This window comes from Lentzea pudingi (assembly GCF_014646255.1).
GTDB classification, from domain to species: Bacteria; Actinomycetota; Actinomycetes; order Mycobacteriales; family Pseudonocardiaceae; genus Lentzea; species Lentzea pudingi.
Genome location: NZ_BMNC01000003.1, coordinates 296,030 through 311,454 on the forward strand (window position 1 = coordinate 296,030; position 15,425 = coordinate 311,454).

Consider the following 15,425-nt stretch of genomic DNA (forward strand, 5'->3'; position numbering starts at 1 on the left):
GGAGAAGCAGAACATGGTGACCAGAACCGAACTCCACGACGGCTGGGTCCTCCGCTCCGAGAGCCCGAGCAAGATCGGCGAGAGGGAAGTGCCCGCCACGGTGCCGGGCTCCGTGCACACCGACCTGCTCGCGGCCGGGCTCATCCCCGATCCGTACCTCGACGAGAACGAGGCGAAGCTCGCGTGGATCGGCCGGACCGACTGGCGCTACGAGACGACCTTCCACTACAGCGCGGCCGGTGACACCCGGGTCGAGCTGGTGTGCGACGGCCTGGACACGGTCGCCAGGATCGAGCTGAACGGCCACGAGATCGCCTCCACGGCCAACATGCACCGCGGTTACCGCTTCGACGTCCGGGCGGCCCTGCGCGACGGCGAGAACACGCTCTCGGTGACGTTCACGAGCGCGCTGGCCCACGCCGAGGAACAGGAACGGCTGCTCGGCGCGCGACCGCACGTCAACGCCCACCCGTACAACATGATCCGCAAGATGGCCTGCAACTTCGGCTGGGACTGGGGCCCGGTCCTCGTCACCGCCGGGATCTGGCGGCCGATCGCGATCGAGGAGTGGCAGGCGGCGCGGATCGCGGCCGTCCGCCCCCTCACGAGCATGGACGGCCGTGCGGAGGTGCACGTCGACGTCGAACGGACCGGCGACGAACCGCTGACGGTCGTCGCGCGCATCGGCGAGCACGAGGTCCGGTCCGACCTCCTGCCCGGTGCCGGCGGAACGGTGCTGCGGATGGAACTCGGCGACGTCGACCTGTGGTGGCCACGCGGCTATGGCGCGCAGACATTGCACCCCATGGAGGTCTCACTGTCCACAGGGGACACCTGGCGGGGCGAGGTCGGGTTCCGCACGGTCGAGCTGCTCACGAACGCCGACGACGACGGCACCGAGTTCACGTTCCGGATCAACGGGGAGCGCGTCTTCGTCAAGGGCGTCAACTGGATCCCGGACGACTGCTTCCCGCACCGCGTCGGTGCGGAACGGCTGCGGGAGCGGTTCGGCCAGGCCCTCGACGCGGGCGTCAACCTCCTGCGCGTCTGGGGCGGCGGCATCTACGAGTCCGACGACTTCTACGCGCTCGCCGACGAGCTGGGACTGCTGGTGTGGCAGGACTTCCTGTTCGCCTGCGCGGCCTACCCCGAGGAGGAACCGCTGCGCGGCGAGGTCGTCGCGGAGGCCCGGGACGCCGTCAACCGGCTGGCCGCGCACCCGAGCCTCATCGCCTGGAACGGCGGCAACGAGAACGTCTGGGGCTACCACGACTGGGGCTGGCAGGAGCAGCTCGGCGAGCGGACCTGGGGCGTCGGCTACTACACCGACGTCCTCCCGAAGATCGTCGCCGAGCTGGACCCGGGCCGTCCGTACCTGCCGAGCAGCCCGTACTCGGTCTCGGAGGACCTGCACCCGAACGACCCGGCGCACGGCTGCACGCACATCTGGGACGTCTGGAACGACCGCGACTACACGGCCTACCTCGAGTACGAACCGCGGTTCGTGGCGGAGTTCGGGTTCTGCGGACCGCCCGCCGCGGCGACGGTGAAGAAGGCGATACGCGACACCCCACCCGCGCCGTACGGGCGCCGCATGACCGCCCACATCAAGGCCGACGACGGCAACCGCAAGATCGCGCGCAGGCTCGCCGAGCACTTCCAGGACGTGCGGGGCTTCGACGACTGGCACTGGGCCGCGCAACTCAACCAGGCCCACGCCGTCAGCACCGGGATCGGGCACTTCCGGTCGCTGACCCCGAAGTGCTCCGGCACGATCCTGTGGCAGCTCAACGACTGCTGGCCGGTGACCTCGTGGGCGGTCGTCGACGGCTACGGCCGCCTCAAGCCCGCCTGGTACGCGTTGCGCGCGAGCTACGCCGACCGGTTGCTGACGATCAGGCCGGACGCCGTCGTCGCGGTGAACGACACCGCGCGGGAGTGGGCGGGCGAACTGCGGGTGCGGCGGGTGCGGCTCGACGGTGCGGAGGTGGCGGACGTGGTGCTGCCGCTCGTGGTGGCTCCGCGTTCGGCCACGACCGTCCCGGTGGACCCGGCCGGTGGCCTCGTCGTGGCGTCCGTGGGCGAGGTCAGGGCGTTCGCGTTCCCGGACGGGGAAGCCTTGCCGGAAGCCGCTTTCGACGCGACGGCGGAGGCTGTCGACGGCGGCTACCGCGTCACCGTGACCGCCCGGTCGGTGCTGAAGGACCTGACACTGCTGGCCGACAAGGTGGCGGCGGACGGCGTCGTCGACCGCGGGCTGATCTCGTTGCTGCCGGGGGAGTCGGCTGTGTTCGCCGTGCGCACGGCGGCGCGGTTCGCGCCGGAGTTGTTGCTGGCGGCTGACGTCCTGCGGTCAGCGAACCAACTGGTCTAGCGTTGCGGAGGTGCTGTGCTCGACCGCGGGACGAGCCTCGGCGCCGGCACCTCCACACCGCGCTGCTCGACGGCGCCGTTCTTCGCGACCACGTCGAGCAGCAACTGCGCGACGCGGGCACCGTAGGCGGCGACGTCCCGGGCGAGCGCGGTGATCGCCGGCCGGATCACCTGGCACAGCTGCGAGTCGTCCCACGCGACGATCGACAGGTCCGTGGGCACCGAGAGCCGCATCTCGTCGGCGACCGACATCCCCGCGACGGCCATGATGCTGTTGTCGTAGAGGATCGCCGTCGGACGCTCGGGCGAGGTCAGCAGCCTGCGCGTGGCCTGCGCGCCCTCGAGTCCCGTGTAGTCGGTGTGCACGACCTCGATCGACTCGATCCCGTACCGGGTGCTCGCCTCGCGGAACGCCTCGTCGCGGCGCCGGGTGTGCAGCAGGTCTGGCAGGCCCGCGACCCGGCCGATCCGGCGGTGACCGAGCGCGGCCAGGTAACCGACGGTCTCGGCGGCGGCCGCGGCGTCGTCCGCCCAGACGTGCGGCAGCGTGCCCACGTCGGCGGGACCGCCCACCACGACGGCGGGCAGTCCGAGCTGCTCCAGCAGGCCGACGCGGGGGTCGTCGCCGCGCAGGTCGACCACGATGATCCCGTCGACCCGGTGCTCGCCCCACCACGACCGGTAGACCTTGAGCTCGGCGTCGACGCTCGCGACGACCTGCATCATCAGCGCGTAGCCCGGCGTCGCCAGCACCGACTCGATGCCGCTGACCAGCTCCATGAAGAACGGTTCCACGCCCAGGGTGGCGGCGGGCCGGGGGATCGCCATGCCGATCACGTTCGTGGTGCCGCCGGACAGCACGCGGGCCGCGCTGTTGCGGTGCCACCCGATCTCGTCGGCGGCCTCGAGGACACGCTGCCGGGTCCGGTCGGAGACACCGGGCCGCCCGTTGAGGGCGAACGACGCGGCGCTGATCGACACCCCGGCTCGTTGCGCGACGTCGGAGATCGTCGGCCGCTTCATCCGGACCTCCTCGTCGGCTGCGGAGATCAAAACATAGCAGCGCAACAACTGAAGCGTTTCATCAGCACGCCACGAGGGCGGTTCCTGGGAGCGCTCCCGGTTAGACTGGCACGGTCCAGCAGTGCGTGCGCAGGTGAGGCGGTTCCTCCGGGTGAGCCAGAACGACTCGACCGCCGGCGAGCGCAGGACCACCATCAGGGACGTCGCCGCGCGCGCCGGGGTGTCCCCGGCGGCCGTGTCGATCGCCCTGCACGACCGGCCCGGTGTGTCCGCCGCGACCAAGGAGCGCATCCTCACGGCCGCACGCGAGCTGGGCTGGCGGCCCAACCTCGCGGCCTCGTCGCTGTCCGGGCGGCGCCTGCACACGGTCGGGCTCGTGATCGCGCGGCCGGCCCGCCTGCTGGGGCTCGAACCGTTCTACATGGAGTTCATCTCGGGCATCGAGAGCGTGCTGGTGCGGCGGTCGTGCTCGTTGCTGCTGCGGCTGGCGGACGGCACCGAGGAGATCGAAGTCCACCGCGAGTGGTGGCAGGGCGGGCGGGTCAACGGCAGCCTCCTCGTCGACCTGCACGTGGACGACCCGCGCATCCCTGCGCTGGCGGACCTGGGGCTGCCCGCGGTCGTGGTGGGTCATCCGAGCCTGGCAGGCCCCTTCACGTCGGTGTGGACCGAGGACGCCGAGGCGATCACGGAGGCCGTGCGCTACCTCGCCGCACTGGGACATCGCCGCATCGCACGGGTGAGCGGGCCGCCGGAACTGGGGCACAGCGCGATCCGGACGGCCGCGTTCACCGCCGCGGCGCGGGACCTCGGGCTGGACGCCCGCACGGTCGTGGCGGACTTCTCGGCGGACCAGGGCAGCCGGGCCTGCCGCACGCTGCTGCTCTCGCCGCAACGCCCAACCGCCATCGTGTTCGACAACGACGTCATGGCCGTCGCGGCGCTGGGAGTCGCCGCGGAGTTCGGCCTGTCGGTGCCCGCCGACCTGTCCCTGCTGGCCTGGGACGACTCGCAGCTGTGCCAGCTCACCAGGCCGACGCTCTCGGCCATGCGCCACGACGTCTTCTCGTTCGGCGCGCAGGCCGCGGAGACGTTGTTCGACGTGATGGCCGGCCGGGCTCCGGCACAACGCCTGGCGCACGCCCCGAGGCTGGTCCCGCGGGCGTCGACCGCGCCGCCGCGCGACTGAACCGTTCCGGAACTAAAACGCTCTATGGACAGACTCATCGGATTGCGCTTATCTTCAGGCGGTAATGCAGATTAAGCGTTTTAGTTCATCGGCTTGCCGCCGCAGCCGTTCGCGTAGTCCCGCTCAGCGAGGAGCGGGTTCCACGAGGAGGAGCGAGTGCGACACCATCGGTTCGGCGCGGCACTGACCGCGGTCCTGACCTTCCTCGGCGTCCTGGTCGCGGTGGCACCGCAGGCGCAGGCGTTCCCGAGGTCGTCACGGCAGCAAGTGATCAACTACCTGAGCTCCATCACCGGCCGGAACGTCGTCTCCGGCCAGCACAACAAGGAACCGGCGAGCAACCCCGGCCAGTACACGCAGCAGGTCAAGGACATCACCGGCCAGTACCCCGGCCTGTGGGGCGGCGACCTGATGTTCCGGCCGGAGGACGTGGCGAACCGGCAGCGCGTCGTCGACCAGGCCAGGACCGAGTGGGCCAACGGCTCCCTGGTCACGTTGACCTGGCACGTGTGCACGCCGACCGGCGGCAGCACCTGCCAGTTCGACGGCGGCGTCAAGACGCAGATCAGCCAGAGTCAATTCACCGAGATGGTCACCAACGGCACAGGACTCAACAACGCGTGGAAGCGCCGCCTCGACGAGGTGGTGCCGTACCTGCGACAGCTCAAGGACGCGGGCGTGCCGGTGTTGTTCCGCCCGTTGCACGAGATGAACGAGGCCTGGAACTGGTGGGGCAACCGGCCGGGCCCGGAAGGCAGCGCGAAGCTCTACCGCATCACCCGCGACCACCTGGTGTCCAAGGGCCTCGACAACCTGATCTGGGTGTGGAACGTCCAGGACAACCCCGCGGGGAACTGGGCCTCGTACTACCCCGGCGCGCAGTACGTGGACGTCGTGTCGCTGGACGTCTGGTACAAGGGCCTGCCTGCTTCCGGTGACTACCAGCAGATCCAGGCCATCGCGAACGGCAAGCCCATCGCGCTCGCCGAGACCGGCAAGGTGCCGAACGCCGCGTTCCTCGGCAGCCAGACCCGCTGGAGCTACTTCATGGTGTGGTCGGAACACCTGCGCGGCAACAACACCCCGGCGGAGGTCCAGGCCGGCTACTTCCACCCGCGCACGCTGAACCAGGGCGAGTTCACCATCGCCCCCTAGCCGTCCACTTCGGACGGAGGATCCAGCGGCGCGGGTGGCGGCGGTGTCGCGGCGGGGTCAGAAGGCGTCCTCGGTGAAGTCGCTCGGCATGTCGTCGTCGCCGCCGTGCGACCGCCTGGTGCGCTGCTGACCCGCCGCGACGATCTCGTCGAGGTCCTGCCCCTCCTTGATCGCCGTGTACGCGCGCTTCAGCGACGGCATGCTGGTCTGCATCGCCCGTTGCACCTCGGGATCGTTCACGGCCCTGCCGGACGCGATGTCCCGCCAGGAGAGTTCGCCCGAGTCGACCTTGCGCTGCAAGTCTTTCAACGCGTTCGGGGCGTCCTTCGACCGGGCGAACTTCTCGATCTCGGCGATGTCCGCGGGGGACAGGTCGGCGCCGCGGGTCTGCGCCCTGGACGCTTCGAGCGCGACCTTCTCCAGCCGTGCGCCCTTGGCGTCGAGATCCTGTTGCCACGTCTGCAACTGCTGGCGGGCGCTCTCGTACGGGAACGTCATTGCGCACCGCCCGAGCCCGAGGTGCTGGGCTCGGCCCAGCGTTCTTCCTTCTGGGCGTCCCTGTACTTGCTGTGCCCCTTGTAGCCGCTCTTCACCGCGCCCCACGCGCCACTGCCCACGGCGGACACGCCGTCACCGAGCTTCTCCGTGCCGTCCTGCCACGTGTCGACCACGTCGAAGAAGTCGTTGACGTCCCGCACGTCCGGGATCCTGGCCAGCGCGGTGCCCATCAGCCGGATGCCGGCGATCATGCCCTGGACGCCCTCGATGAGGGTCTGCATGGACTGGATGAGCTTGCGCACCTGGTCGACGATGTTGACCACGTCGTAGACCATCCACACGGCACGGCCCCAGCCGACGAGCGGGATCCACGCCGTCATCGCGGCCTTCATCAGCTTGTCGCAGATCTTGTCGAGCAGGGTCAGCGCGAGCTTCGCGGCCGATCGGCAGGAGGCCGCCATGTTCTTGAACCGGTCGCCGATGAACTTCGCGACCTGCGAGTCCCACTCGATCGCCGTGGTCCACGTGCGGCGCACGCGGTTCTCGAAGCTCTGCGCGGCGCCGCCGTCCCAGTGCGGCGAGAGCTCCTCGATGCCGTTGTTCACGTTGTGCCGCACGTTGTCGAGCGACTTGGCGATCCGGTCCCACGCGGCGGCGTTCGCGTCGATCTTCTCGAAGTCGCCCGCCAGCGGCATGACCAGGTCGCGCACCAGGTCGTCGCCGGTGACCTGCTGGTAGATCCAGTTGACGCCCTGGATCTTCCAGCCGGCGGCCTCGATCAGCTCCTTGATTGTCTGCCGGCCGGGCCGGTTGTCGGGCGCCGCGCGCAGCGCGACATTCGGATCCTCGATGTCCTGGTAGCCGTTGCAGACCCCGCCGGTCATTCGCCCACCCCCAGGAACCGCCCCAGCCACGAGGGGGCCTCCGTCTTCCCGCCCGCGGTGTCGATCAGGCAGACACCGACCTGGTCCGCCTTCTCGTAGGCGACGGCCGCCTTGACCAACGACTCGGCGTCCTGGGTCATCTTCTTGTTCGCGGCCTCGAGCGTCTCGCCGTAGAGCTGCGCGACCCCGGTCACGACGGGGTCGAGCAGCGACAGCAGCCCGGTGAACCCGGCCGTGTCCCCACCCTTGTCGATCGCGTGCTCCCGGATCGTCAGGAAGTGCTCGGCCTGACGTTCGAGGAGTCCGCTGTACCCACGCAGCTCGTCCGGCTCGACGTGGAACCTCTCTCCCATCCGGCCGACTTTAATGTGCGGCTCCTTCGTATTCCGGGCTATAAAAACACGAATCGCGGCGGTCCGCGCACCGCGGGATCGTCCCGGTTACGATGACCACCGGCGAGTTCCACGCCCAACCTCCTGACCGGGTGCCCACGCAACCCGGCTGACGCGGAGGCAAACGGGACCTGTGTGCCTGGGAACGCCGTCTTCGTCACGCCTGACCAAGGCTGTCGTGGCATCGGGGCGCGTGGGGTTCGGGTGTCCGTTGCGATGGCCGGGGAGTTCGGTGATGACGTCACGCAAGCAGTTCAAGGCTCAGGTCCGCGCCCGCATGGCCAAGACCGGTGAGCGCTACACGACCGCCCTCGCGCACCTGAGCGGTGCGTCGCCGGACGGCGGCTGGGTGTTGCGCGGAGGCACGGACCCCGATGCGGCGGGCCTGGACGCCATGCTCGCCGCCCGCGGCATCTCCGGCCTGAACGAGGCGTTGCTGTTCGGCATCGGCGGCGGCATCGGCGCGGGCTACATCCTGTGGGAGTTCAAGCACGACAACGGCCGGCACGTCACGATCGGGTTCTCCAACTCGTGGCAGTACGTCACCCGCCGCACCGAGAAGGTCCTCACGCGACTGGGCGTCGCACACGAGTGGCACCGGTCCGCGCCCAAGGCCGCGCAGGCGTGGCTGACCGGCCGGCTCGACGCCGGTGACGCCGTGATGGTGTGGCCCGACCGGTACCAGATCGGCTACTGGGACCTGCCGGAGGCGCTCGACGGTCACGGCGGGCATCCGGTCGTGGTGTGCGGCACGACCGGCGACCGGGTGTACGTGGACGACCGGAACCTGGCGCCGCTGACCGTCGCCCGTGCGGACCTGGACCGGGCCGTCGCACGGGTCGGCACGTGGAAGAACCAGGCGGTCGTGGTCACCGACTCCGGCCGCGAGCCCGACGTCGAGGCCGCCGTGCGCGAGGGCCTGCGGGACGTCGTCGAGCACCTGTCGCAGAAGTCGGACTCGTTCTCGCTGCCGGCGTGGCGCAAGTGGTCCCGGATGATGACCGACACCAAGGCGGCCAAGGCGTGGCCCAAGGTGTTCGCCGACGGGCAGGGGCTCGACCACGCGTTCCAGAGCGTCCGGGAGGGCGTGGACGGCCGGTACGGGGTCACGGGCGGGAACCTGCGGCCGTTGTTCGCGGACTTCCTCGACCAGGCGGGCCATTCCGGGCTGGCGCCGCGGTGGCGGGAGATCGGCGAGATGTGGAACGGGTTGGGGGAGTTGACGGACTTCCCGGCCATGGGTGCGCGGCTCGCTGAGCTGTACGAGGCGGAGACCGACGCGATCGCCAAGCTGAAGGCCGCTGTGGGCTGATCGTCGGCGGGGCCGCGGGACGAGCGTCCCGCGGCCTGTCCGGCGGGGGTCAGGCGACGTGGCGCCGGCTCACCGGCCGCAGCCGGACGCGACGGGCGCGGGGCTTCTCCTCGGAGCGCGAGGACTCCGAGGAGTCCCCGGTGCCGGCGGTGTCGCTGTCCGATGACGTGGTGCGGCCGCCGGGGCCTCGGTCGCGGAAGTGCGTGATCGCCAGCAGCGCGAGTGCCGCGAGCAGCAGCGAGTGGGACAGCACGCGGCCCGCGGTGGCGGTGCCGTCGACCAGGTCGCTGGCCGAGTAGGGGATCAGCACGGCGACGAACGCCGCGGTGACGGGCAGCATGCCCGCGGTCGCGGCGGGGCGCAGCGCGGTCCAGAGCAGGCCGAGGCCGACCGCGAGGTTCCAGGCGGTGCTCTCGTTGAACAGGTGGCTGCTGTCGAGACCGGAGGCGTGGCCGCCGTGCACGGACGACCCGGTGCCCAGCACCTGGGCGAGCCCGAGCGTCAGCTGGGCGACCGCGACACCGCCGAGCACCGTGCGGACGAGCCAGCCGCGCGGCGCGGGCGGGGTGATCGGGGGAGCGGCGTCGAGGATCGCGGCCGCGAGGTCGGGCACGGGGGTCGCCGCCCGCACGCGCAGGGTGCGGTTCAGGGACGTGGCGGTGTCCTGCCACTCCCGGCAGTCCGCGCACGTCTCCAGGTGCGCGTCCACCTCGGCGGCGGGCACGCCCTCGTCCTCCCCGTCGAGTCGCGCGGAGAGGGCTTCGCGGCAGGTGCTGCAGTCCACGTACACATTGTCGGTCATGCGGCCCGGTTGGTTCCCGGCGATCTGCGAGCGGTGCGGAAGGAGCCTGTTCGCCCTGGTCAGCCGTCGCGCCCGGGCACTCGTACCACCGATCGGTCCGAATGGCCGGTCAGCTGCCGGACGTTCGCCCGTTAGGCTTCGGCCTCGTGGACTTCGCCGATGACGAGGTGACCCGATGGGCTTTGCAGGCCCGGGACGGTGACCGGGACGCCCTGGAACGGTTCGTGCGGGCGACCCAGCGCGACGTGTGGCGTTTCGTCGCTCACCTCGAGGACGTGGGCGTGGCGGACGACCTCACGCAGGAGACCTTCCTGCGCGCGCTGCCGAGCCTGCGCAACTTCGAGGCGAGGTCCTCGGCGACGACGTGGCTCCTCTCGATCGCCCGGCGGGTCGTGGTCGACCAGGTGCGGATGGCGCGGTCGAGGCCGCGGGTGTCCCCGGACGTCGACTGGGTGCAGGCGGCGGACCGCGAGCGCGGCGCCTCGTCCGGCTTCACCGGCGTGGTCGAGCTCAACCTGCTGCTCGACGAACTGGCGGCCGACCGGCGCGAGGCCCTGGTGCTCACGCAGGTGCTCGGCCTGGGCTACGCCGAGGCGGCCGAGGTCGTCGGCTGCCCGATCGGGACGATCCGCTCGCGGGTGGCGCGGGCGCGGGAGGACCTGGTCAGGGCCACCGGACGCGACGCCAGCGAGACGGGCTGAGGCTCGCGTGCGGCGCACGGTGACCATGCCTGACGTCACCTGAGCCGCGAGCACGGGAGGCTGGACACCGGTCCCGCAGCGTCCCGAAGTGCGGGCGGTGGCCAGGCCTGACGTCACCTGAGCCGGGAGCACGGGAGGCCGGACACCGGCCCCGCAGCCTCCCGAAGTGGTGGGCGGTGACCGTGCCTGACGTCACCTGAGCCGCGAGCACGGGAGGCCGCACACCGGCCCCGCAGGCCCCGAAGTGCGGGCGGTGGCCATGCCTGACGTCACCTGAGCCGCGAGCACGGGAGGCCGCACACCGGCCCCGCAGGCCCCGAAGTGGCGGGCGGTGACCAGGCCTGACAGCACCTGAGTCGCATGCCGCTCAGGGGTGCCGCGTTCGGCGTCCGGGGACCTCGCAGGCCGTTCGGCCGGACAACCGGTCCGCGAGTCGGCGGGCGTTCCCCGACTTCGCGCTGACAGTTCCGCCTCCCCAACCCTGCTCACCGCGGCCTCTCCTTCCGCGCCAGGCTTCCGGGAGAGTCGCGGCCTGCTGACACCGACTATGGTCTCTGCCATACTCCCGAACCGGGAGGTGCGATGAGCGACAGCAGGCGGGGCACCAAGCAGCGGATGCTGGACAGCGCGGTGCTGTTGCTGCGCGAACGCGGCGCGGCCGGCGTCACGGTGGACGCGGTGCTGGCCCACAGCGGTGCGCCGCGCGGGTCCGTCTACCACCACTTCCCCGGCGGCCGGAACGAGATGGTGCTCGGCGCGGTCCGCCAGGCCGGCGACTACATCGACGCGATGGTCAGCGAGGCGGCGGCGGAGGGTGACGTCCGGCTGTTGCTGGAGCGTCTCGTCGCCTTCTGGAAGCGGTCGCTGACCAAGACCGGCTTCCGGGCGGGCTGTCCCGCCGCCGCGATGGCCATGGACAGCCGCGACACCGTCCCCGACGCCGTCGACGTCGTGCGGGAGATCTTCGCCCGCTGGCAGGGCAGCATCGCAGAAGCGTTGTCCCGCAACGGTTTTGAGGTGGCCCGCGCGCAGCGGCTGGCGACGTTGGTCGTGTCCTCGGTCGAAGGGGCGATCATCCTCTGCCGCGCACACCGCGACCTGGGCCCGCTCGACGACGTGCTCACCGAGATCGCGCCCCTGCTCCAACCACACCACTAGGAGCCCGGCCCATGTGGAAACCCAGCGCCTGCATCCTCTGCGAGTGCAACTGCGGCATCGAGATCCTCGTCGGCGAGGACGGCCGGTCGTTCGACAAGATCCGCGGCGACAAGCTCCACCCCGCCTCCGCCGGCTACACGTGCAACAAGGCGCTGCGTCTCGGCCTGCACCAGAACGGCGACACCGGCCGGATCACGCGTCCGTTGCGCCGCAGGGCCGACGGCACGTTCGAGGAGATCGACTGGGACACCGCGATCGGGGAGATCGCGGCCCGCCTCGGCGAGGTCCGCGACACCTTCGGCGGCGAGACGATCTTCTACTACGGTGGCGGCGGCCAGGGCAACCACCTCGGTGGCGCGTACTCGCCCGCCACGCTCGCCGCCTTCGGTGCCCGGTACCGCTCGTCCGCGCTCGCGCAGGAGAAGACCGGCGAGTTCTGGGTGAACGCCCGCATGCTCGGCAACATCACCCGCGCCGACTTCGAGCACTGCGAGGTCGCGCTGTTCGTCGGCAAGAACCCCTACCAGTCGCACGGTTTCCCGCGAGCCCGTTCGGTGCTCAAGGAGATCGCGAAGGACCCCGCCCGGTCGATGATCGTGATCGACCCCGTGCGGACCGAGACCGCGGAGCTCTCCGACTTCCACCTCCAGGTCCGGCCCGGCACCGACCTCTACCTGCTGACCGCGCTGGCCGCGGTGCTCGTGCAGGAGGACCTGGTCGCCGCGGACTGGCTCGCCGAGCACGCGGACGGCCTCGACGCCGTCACCGCCGTCCTGCGGCAGGTGCCGGTGGGGGAGTACTGCGCGGTCGCCGACGTCGAGGAGACGCTGGTGCGGGCGGTTGCTGCCCGGATCGCCGCCGCGGGGTCCGCGGCCGTGTTCGAGGACCTCGGGGTCCAGATGAACCGCGACTCCACGCTGGTGAGCTACGTCGAGAAGCTCGTCTGGCTGCTCACCGGCAACTTCGGCAAGCGCGGCACCCAGTACGTGCCGTCGAGCCTCGTGCCGATCGGCCGCGACCGCGGGCACGCCGGTGACGCGGGGCCGCGCAGCCCGGTCGCGGGCGCACGGATCATCAGCGGTCTCGTGCCGTCCAACGTGATCGCCGAGGAGATCCTCACCGACCACCCGGCCCGCTACCGCGCGATGCTGGTCGAGAGCGCCAACCCCGCCCACTCGCTGGCCGACTCGGCGAAGATGCGTGAGGCCCTCGCCGCGCTGGAGCTCGTGGTCGTGATCGACGTGGCGATGACCGAGACCGCGCGCCTGGCCGACTACGTGCTGCCCGCGCCGACGCAGTTCGAGAAGTTCGAGGCCACGTTCTTCAACTTCGACTTCCCGCGCAACATCTTCCACCTGCGGCACCCGGTCGTGCCCGCGCCGCAGGGCGTGCTGCCCGAACCGGAGATCCACGCCCGGCTGGTCGAGGCGTCCGGCGCACTGTCCGAAGAGGACTACGCACCGCTGCGCGCGGCCGCGGCGGCCGGACGCGCGCAGTTCGCCCAGGCGTTCCTCGGCGCGCTCGCGGACCCGGTGAAGCGGCGGCTCGCGTCCGTCCTGCTGTACCGCACGCTCGGCCCGACGCTGCCGCACGACGCCTCAGCGGCCGCCGTGCTGTGGATGGCCGCGCACGAGTGCGCCCGCAAGAACCCGGCCGGTGTCGAGAAAGCGGGCTACGGGTCCGGGCTCGAAGCGGGCGAGCGGCTCTTCGCCGCGATCGTCGACGGCGAGCACGGCGTGCACATCACCGACGACGACTACGCCGAGTCCTGGCGGCGACTGCCCGGCGACCGCATCCACCTCGACGTGCCGGAGCTGCTCGCCGCGGTGGCCGCATTGGGTGAAAGGCCTGTCCCGCAACAGGATCCGGACTGGCCGTTCGTGCTGTCGGCGGGTGAGCGGCGCGCGTTCACCGCCAACACCATCATGCGCGACCCGACCTGGCGGCGGCGCGACGCCGACGGCCGCCTCCGCATGAGCACCGCCGACGCGATGCGGCTGGGCGTCACGACGGGCGACCGGGTCCGGCTCACCACCCGGCGTGGCAGCGCGGAGGTGTCCGTGGACGCCACGGACACCATGCGCTCCGGTCACATCTCGCTGCCCAACGGCTTCGGGCTCACCGTCCAGGAGCGCACGGGCGTCGCTCCCAACGAGCTGACCGCGGCCGAAGACCGTGACGAGTGGGCCGGTACGCCGTGGCACAAGCACGTTCCGGCCCGGCTCGAACCGGTCACCGCACCCTGAGCGACGCCAGCGGCACGTGGTGCTGACCGGCGTGGACGTCGCGGTCCCGCAGTCCTCCCTGCGGGACCGGACGGGGGAACGAGATCTTGACGACGTTCAGCGAGGGGATCCGGAAGATCTGGACGTCCTCGGCACGCACGTCGTACAGGGACGCGACGACGGCCTCGTCGACGGTCTCGGCCGCGAGCGCGTACCCGGCCTCGTCGCGCATGAAGAGCTCCATCGTCACCCAGAACGGTCCGGCGTTCTTGGAACGGACCTCCAGCGCGAGATCGCCGAACGTGGGCTGCTCAGTCATGGGAGTGGGCCTTCCGGTGCTCGGTGCGGAACATCTCGGTGGGAGTGAGGGTGTCGACGACGTGGTGGAGCACGAACTCGTAGACCGGTCCCCGTTCGGTCTCCGCGGGGGAGGTCGCGAACGCGAGGCTGGGCAGGTAGGCCATGTCCGGGGTCGGCAGGTGCAGCATCAACGGGTTGGCGACCTTGGCGACGGCGGTCGCGAGCTCCTGGGTCCGCGCGCGCACCAGGAGCATCACGCCGATCTCGCGCGGTGGCCGCGTCGCCGGGTCCAACGAGCCCAGCACGGCGTCGTGGCCGTAGCGGCGCAGGTCGAACGCGTAGTCGTCGCTGTCGAGCCCGAGGGTCTGCGCGACGCGGCCCGTGAAGACCTTGACGAACAGGTCGGTCCACTCCTCGATGTTCGCGAGGATGTGCTCGTCCCGGATGGCCGTGAACGACATCGTCTCGTAGCCGGTGATCCGGGCGCCCTCGAGCTTGATCGTGTGATGGTCCGCCGGGCGGAACCGCGAACCCTCGACGCGGACACGCCGTTCGTCCAGGGCCGTGTAGGTCGCCTCCGTGACGTCCAGTTCGCCGGCCGGTTCGCGCATGCGGAACGGGTTCACCGTCTCGTAGAGCATGTGCGCGGCAACGGAGATCGGCGTGCAGGCGGCGTCCGGGTCGAGCGGTTCGATGGTGAAGCCGGTGCGGTCGATGGTGGCGAGGACACCGCCCGCACGGGGGTTCGTCGTGCACTGGCCACCGCACTCGACGATCTTCGCCGCGTGCCACACGGGCCCCGCCGGCATGCCCTTCAGCAACGGGAAGGCGGCGGCGAGGGCGGTGTCGGTAGCGCGGCCCGCGAGCACCACGTCGGCACCGGCGCGCAACGCTTCCTCGATCGGTTCGTGGCCCATCATCCCGACGACGTGCGTGCAACTGTCCACAGTGGCCTCGTCCAGGGCTGCCGCCGGGGGCAACGGGTGCACCGCGCGGTCGCGCAGCCGTGCCTTGACGAAGTCGGCGCGCTGCTCGCTGAAGATCGTCGCCACGGACAGGTCGAGCTCCTCCTCGCACAGGATGTCGTCGACGATCCCGGCGACCCAGGCGACACCCGAGTCGGTGCCGCTGGTGCCGCAGGACCCGACGATGAGAGGGATGCGGGCCTGCGCGCTGGCACGCAGGAGGATCCGCAGGTCGCGAGCGACGGCTGCGGCGGTCGTCTTGGCGGTGCCCGAACCGAGGTAGTGCGGGCCCGAGTCGGTCGATCCGCCGTCCACGGCGATGACGTCGGCGCCGAGCTCCAGCCCTCGGTCCACTGAGGACTGGGTGAAGCCGGCGCCGAGCATGCCCGTGGGCGTCAGGACGCGGACGGCTCCGTCGGGAGCGTTCATGTGCGAGTTCCTTCCGGTT

The 15,425-nt window shown here is 71.0% G+C and carries 14 protein-coding genes; 7 read left to right on the forward strand and 7 right to left on the reverse strand.

Going from position 1 to position 15,425, the window contains the following annotated elements; genetic code table 11:
* Positions 1-13 precede the first annotated feature (13 nt).
* Positions 14-2,374, forward strand: a complete 2,361-nt coding sequence (locus tag IEY88_RS12325) for a glycoside hydrolase family 2 protein (protein ID WP_189154829.1) — start codon at positions 14-16, stop codon at positions 2,372-2,374.
* Here IEY88_RS12325 and IEY88_RS12330 read toward each other — a convergent pair.
* Positions 2,371-3,396, reverse strand: a complete 1,026-nt coding sequence (locus IEY88_RS12330; protein ID WP_189154830.1) for a LacI family DNA-binding transcriptional regulator — start codon at positions 3,394-3,396, stop codon at positions 2,371-2,373. The genes IEY88_RS12325 and IEY88_RS12330 overlap by 4 nt on opposite strands.
* A 121-nt stretch (positions 3,397-3,517) precedes the next feature.
* Here IEY88_RS12330 and IEY88_RS12335 point away from each other — a divergent pair, with 121 nt between their 5' ends.
* Together IEY88_RS12335 and IEY88_RS12340 are read left to right on the forward strand one after the other, a co-directional pair.
* Positions 3,518-4,585 carry a LacI family DNA-binding transcriptional regulator gene (locus IEY88_RS12335; protein ID WP_229693309.1) on the forward strand — a complete coding sequence of 356 codons (1,068 nt, stop codon included), beginning with the start codon at positions 3,518-3,520 and terminating at the stop codon, positions 4,583-4,585.
* A 156-nt stretch (positions 4,586-4,741) separates the two neighbouring features.
* Positions 4,742-5,740, forward strand: a complete 999-nt coding sequence (locus IEY88_RS12340; protein WP_189154831.1) for a glycosyl hydrolase — start codon at positions 4,742-4,744, stop codon at positions 5,738-5,740.
* A 57-nt stretch (positions 5,741-5,797) separates the two neighbouring features.
* On the opposite strand, the gene IEY88_RS12345 is transcribed toward IEY88_RS12340, so the two are convergent.
* From IEY88_RS12345 to IEY88_RS12355, 3 genes are read right to left on the reverse strand one after another with little or no spacing between them, the layout of a single operon-like run.
* Positions 5,798-6,238 (reverse strand): hypothetical protein, encoded by a 441-nt coding sequence (locus IEY88_RS12345; RefSeq protein WP_189154832.1) that lies wholly within the window; start codon positions 6,236-6,238, stop codon positions 5,798-5,800.
* Positions 6,235-7,122 (reverse strand): WXG100 family type VII secretion target, encoded by an 888-nt coding sequence (locus tag IEY88_RS12350; protein ID WP_189154833.1) that lies wholly within the window; start codon positions 7,120-7,122, stop codon positions 6,235-6,237. Before IEY88_RS12350 ends, IEY88_RS12345 begins: the two co-directional genes overlap by 4 nt.
* The gene (locus IEY88_RS12355; protein ID WP_189154834.1) at positions 7,119-7,475 is read right to left on the reverse strand and encodes a P-loop NTPase family protein; all 357 of its coding nucleotides are present in this window, start codon (positions 7,473-7,475) and stop codon (positions 7,119-7,121) included. Before IEY88_RS12355 ends, IEY88_RS12350 begins: the two co-directional genes overlap by 4 nt.
* A gap of 274 nt (positions 7,476-7,749) precedes the next feature.
* Between IEY88_RS12355 and IEY88_RS12360 the strand changes: the two genes are divergently transcribed.
* Positions 7,750-8,826 (forward strand): BtrH N-terminal domain-containing protein, encoded by a 1,077-nt coding sequence (locus tag IEY88_RS12360; protein WP_189154835.1) that lies wholly within the window; start codon positions 7,750-7,752, stop codon positions 8,824-8,826.
* A 49-nt stretch (positions 8,827-8,875) separates the two neighbouring features.
* Here the strand turns inward: IEY88_RS12360 and IEY88_RS12365 are convergent, their stop codons facing one another.
* A complete protein-coding gene (locus IEY88_RS12365) occupies positions 8,876-9,628 on the reverse strand; it encodes a zf-HC2 domain-containing protein (protein WP_189154836.1) in 753 nt (250 codons plus the stop codon).
* A 101-nt stretch (positions 9,629-9,729) separates the two neighbouring features.
* Here IEY88_RS12365 and IEY88_RS12370 point away from each other — a divergent pair, with 101 nt between their 5' ends.
* The 3 genes from IEY88_RS12370 (at position 9,730) to IEY88_RS12380 (ending at position 13,733) form a co-directional block, all read left to right on the forward strand.
* Complete coding sequence (locus tag IEY88_RS12370; RefSeq protein ID WP_189154837.1) at positions 9,730-10,329, forward strand: sigma-70 family RNA polymerase sigma factor; 600 nt, start codon at positions 9,730-9,732, stop codon at positions 10,327-10,329.
* A 582-nt stretch (positions 10,330-10,911) separates the two neighbouring features.
* Positions 10,912-11,487 (forward strand): TetR/AcrR family transcriptional regulator, encoded by a 576-nt coding sequence (locus IEY88_RS12375; protein WP_229693311.1) that lies wholly within the window; start codon positions 10,912-10,914, stop codon positions 11,485-11,487.
* 11 nt (positions 11,488-11,498) lie between these two features.
* Positions 11,499-13,733: a molybdopterin-dependent oxidoreductase gene (locus IEY88_RS12380; protein WP_189154838.1), complete on the forward strand. Its 2,235-nt coding sequence runs from the start codon at positions 11,499-11,501 to the stop codon at positions 13,731-13,733.
* Here IEY88_RS12380 and IEY88_RS12385 read toward each other — a convergent pair.
* Both IEY88_RS12385 and IEY88_RS12390 read right to left on the reverse strand, forming a co-directional pair.
* The gene (locus IEY88_RS12385; RefSeq protein ID WP_189154839.1) at positions 13,720-14,031 is read right to left on the reverse strand and encodes a DUF4387 domain-containing protein; all 312 of its coding nucleotides are present in this window, start codon (positions 14,029-14,031) and stop codon (positions 13,720-13,722) included. The genes IEY88_RS12380 and IEY88_RS12385 overlap by 14 nt on opposite strands.
* Positions 14,024-15,406, reverse strand: coding sequence for an acyclic terpene utilization AtuA family protein (locus IEY88_RS12390; protein WP_189154840.1), 1,383 nt, complete (start codon positions 15,404-15,406; stop codon positions 14,024-14,026). Before IEY88_RS12390 ends, IEY88_RS12385 begins: the two co-directional genes overlap by 8 nt.
* Positions 15,407-15,425 lie beyond the last annotated feature (19 nt).

Bases quoted from the DNA above. Each gene is read 5' to 3' on its own strand.
- IEY88_RS12360 (WP_189154835.1), top strand. From the start codon at position 7,750: ATGACGTCACGCAAGCAGTTCAAGGCTCAGGTCCGCGCCCGCATGGCC.
- IEY88_RS12365 (WP_189154836.1), bottom strand. From the start codon at position 9,628: ATGACCGACAATGTGTACGTGGACTGCAGCACCTGCCGCGAAGCCCTC.
- IEY88_RS12385 (WP_189154839.1), bottom strand. From the start codon at position 14,031: ATGACTGAGCAGCCCACGTTCGGCGATCTCGCGCTGGAGGTCCGTTCC.
- IEY88_RS12375 (WP_229693311.1), top strand. From the start codon at position 10,912: ATGAGCGACAGCAGGCGGGGCACCAAGCAGCGGATGCTGGACAGCGCG.
- IEY88_RS12330 (WP_189154830.1), bottom strand. From the start codon at position 3,396: ATGAAGCGGCCGACGATCTCCGACGTCGCGCAACGAGCCGGGGTGTCG.
- IEY88_RS12350 (WP_189154833.1), bottom strand. From the start codon at position 7,122: ATGACCGGCGGGGTCTGCAACGGCTACCAGGACATCGAGGATCCGAAT.
- IEY88_RS12370 (WP_189154837.1), top strand. From the start codon at position 9,730: ATGGCCGGTCAGCTGCCGGACGTTCGCCCGTTAGGCTTCGGCCTCGTG.
- IEY88_RS12355 (WP_189154834.1), bottom strand. From the start codon at position 7,475: ATGGGAGAGAGGTTCCACGTCGAGCCGGACGAGCTGCGTGGGTACAGC.
- IEY88_RS12345 (WP_189154832.1), bottom strand. From the start codon at position 6,238: ATGACGTTCCCGTACGAGAGCGCCCGCCAGCAGTTGCAGACGTGGCAA.
- IEY88_RS12325 (WP_189154829.1), top strand. From the start codon at position 14: ATGGTGACCAGAACCGAACTCCACGACGGCTGGGTCCTCCGCTCCGAG.
- IEY88_RS12390 (WP_189154840.1), bottom strand. From the start codon at position 15,406: ATGAACGCTCCCGACGGAGCCGTCCGCGTCCTGACGCCCACGGGCATG.
- IEY88_RS12380 (WP_189154838.1), top strand. From the start codon at position 11,499: ATGTGGAAACCCAGCGCCTGCATCCTCTGCGAGTGCAACTGCGGCATC.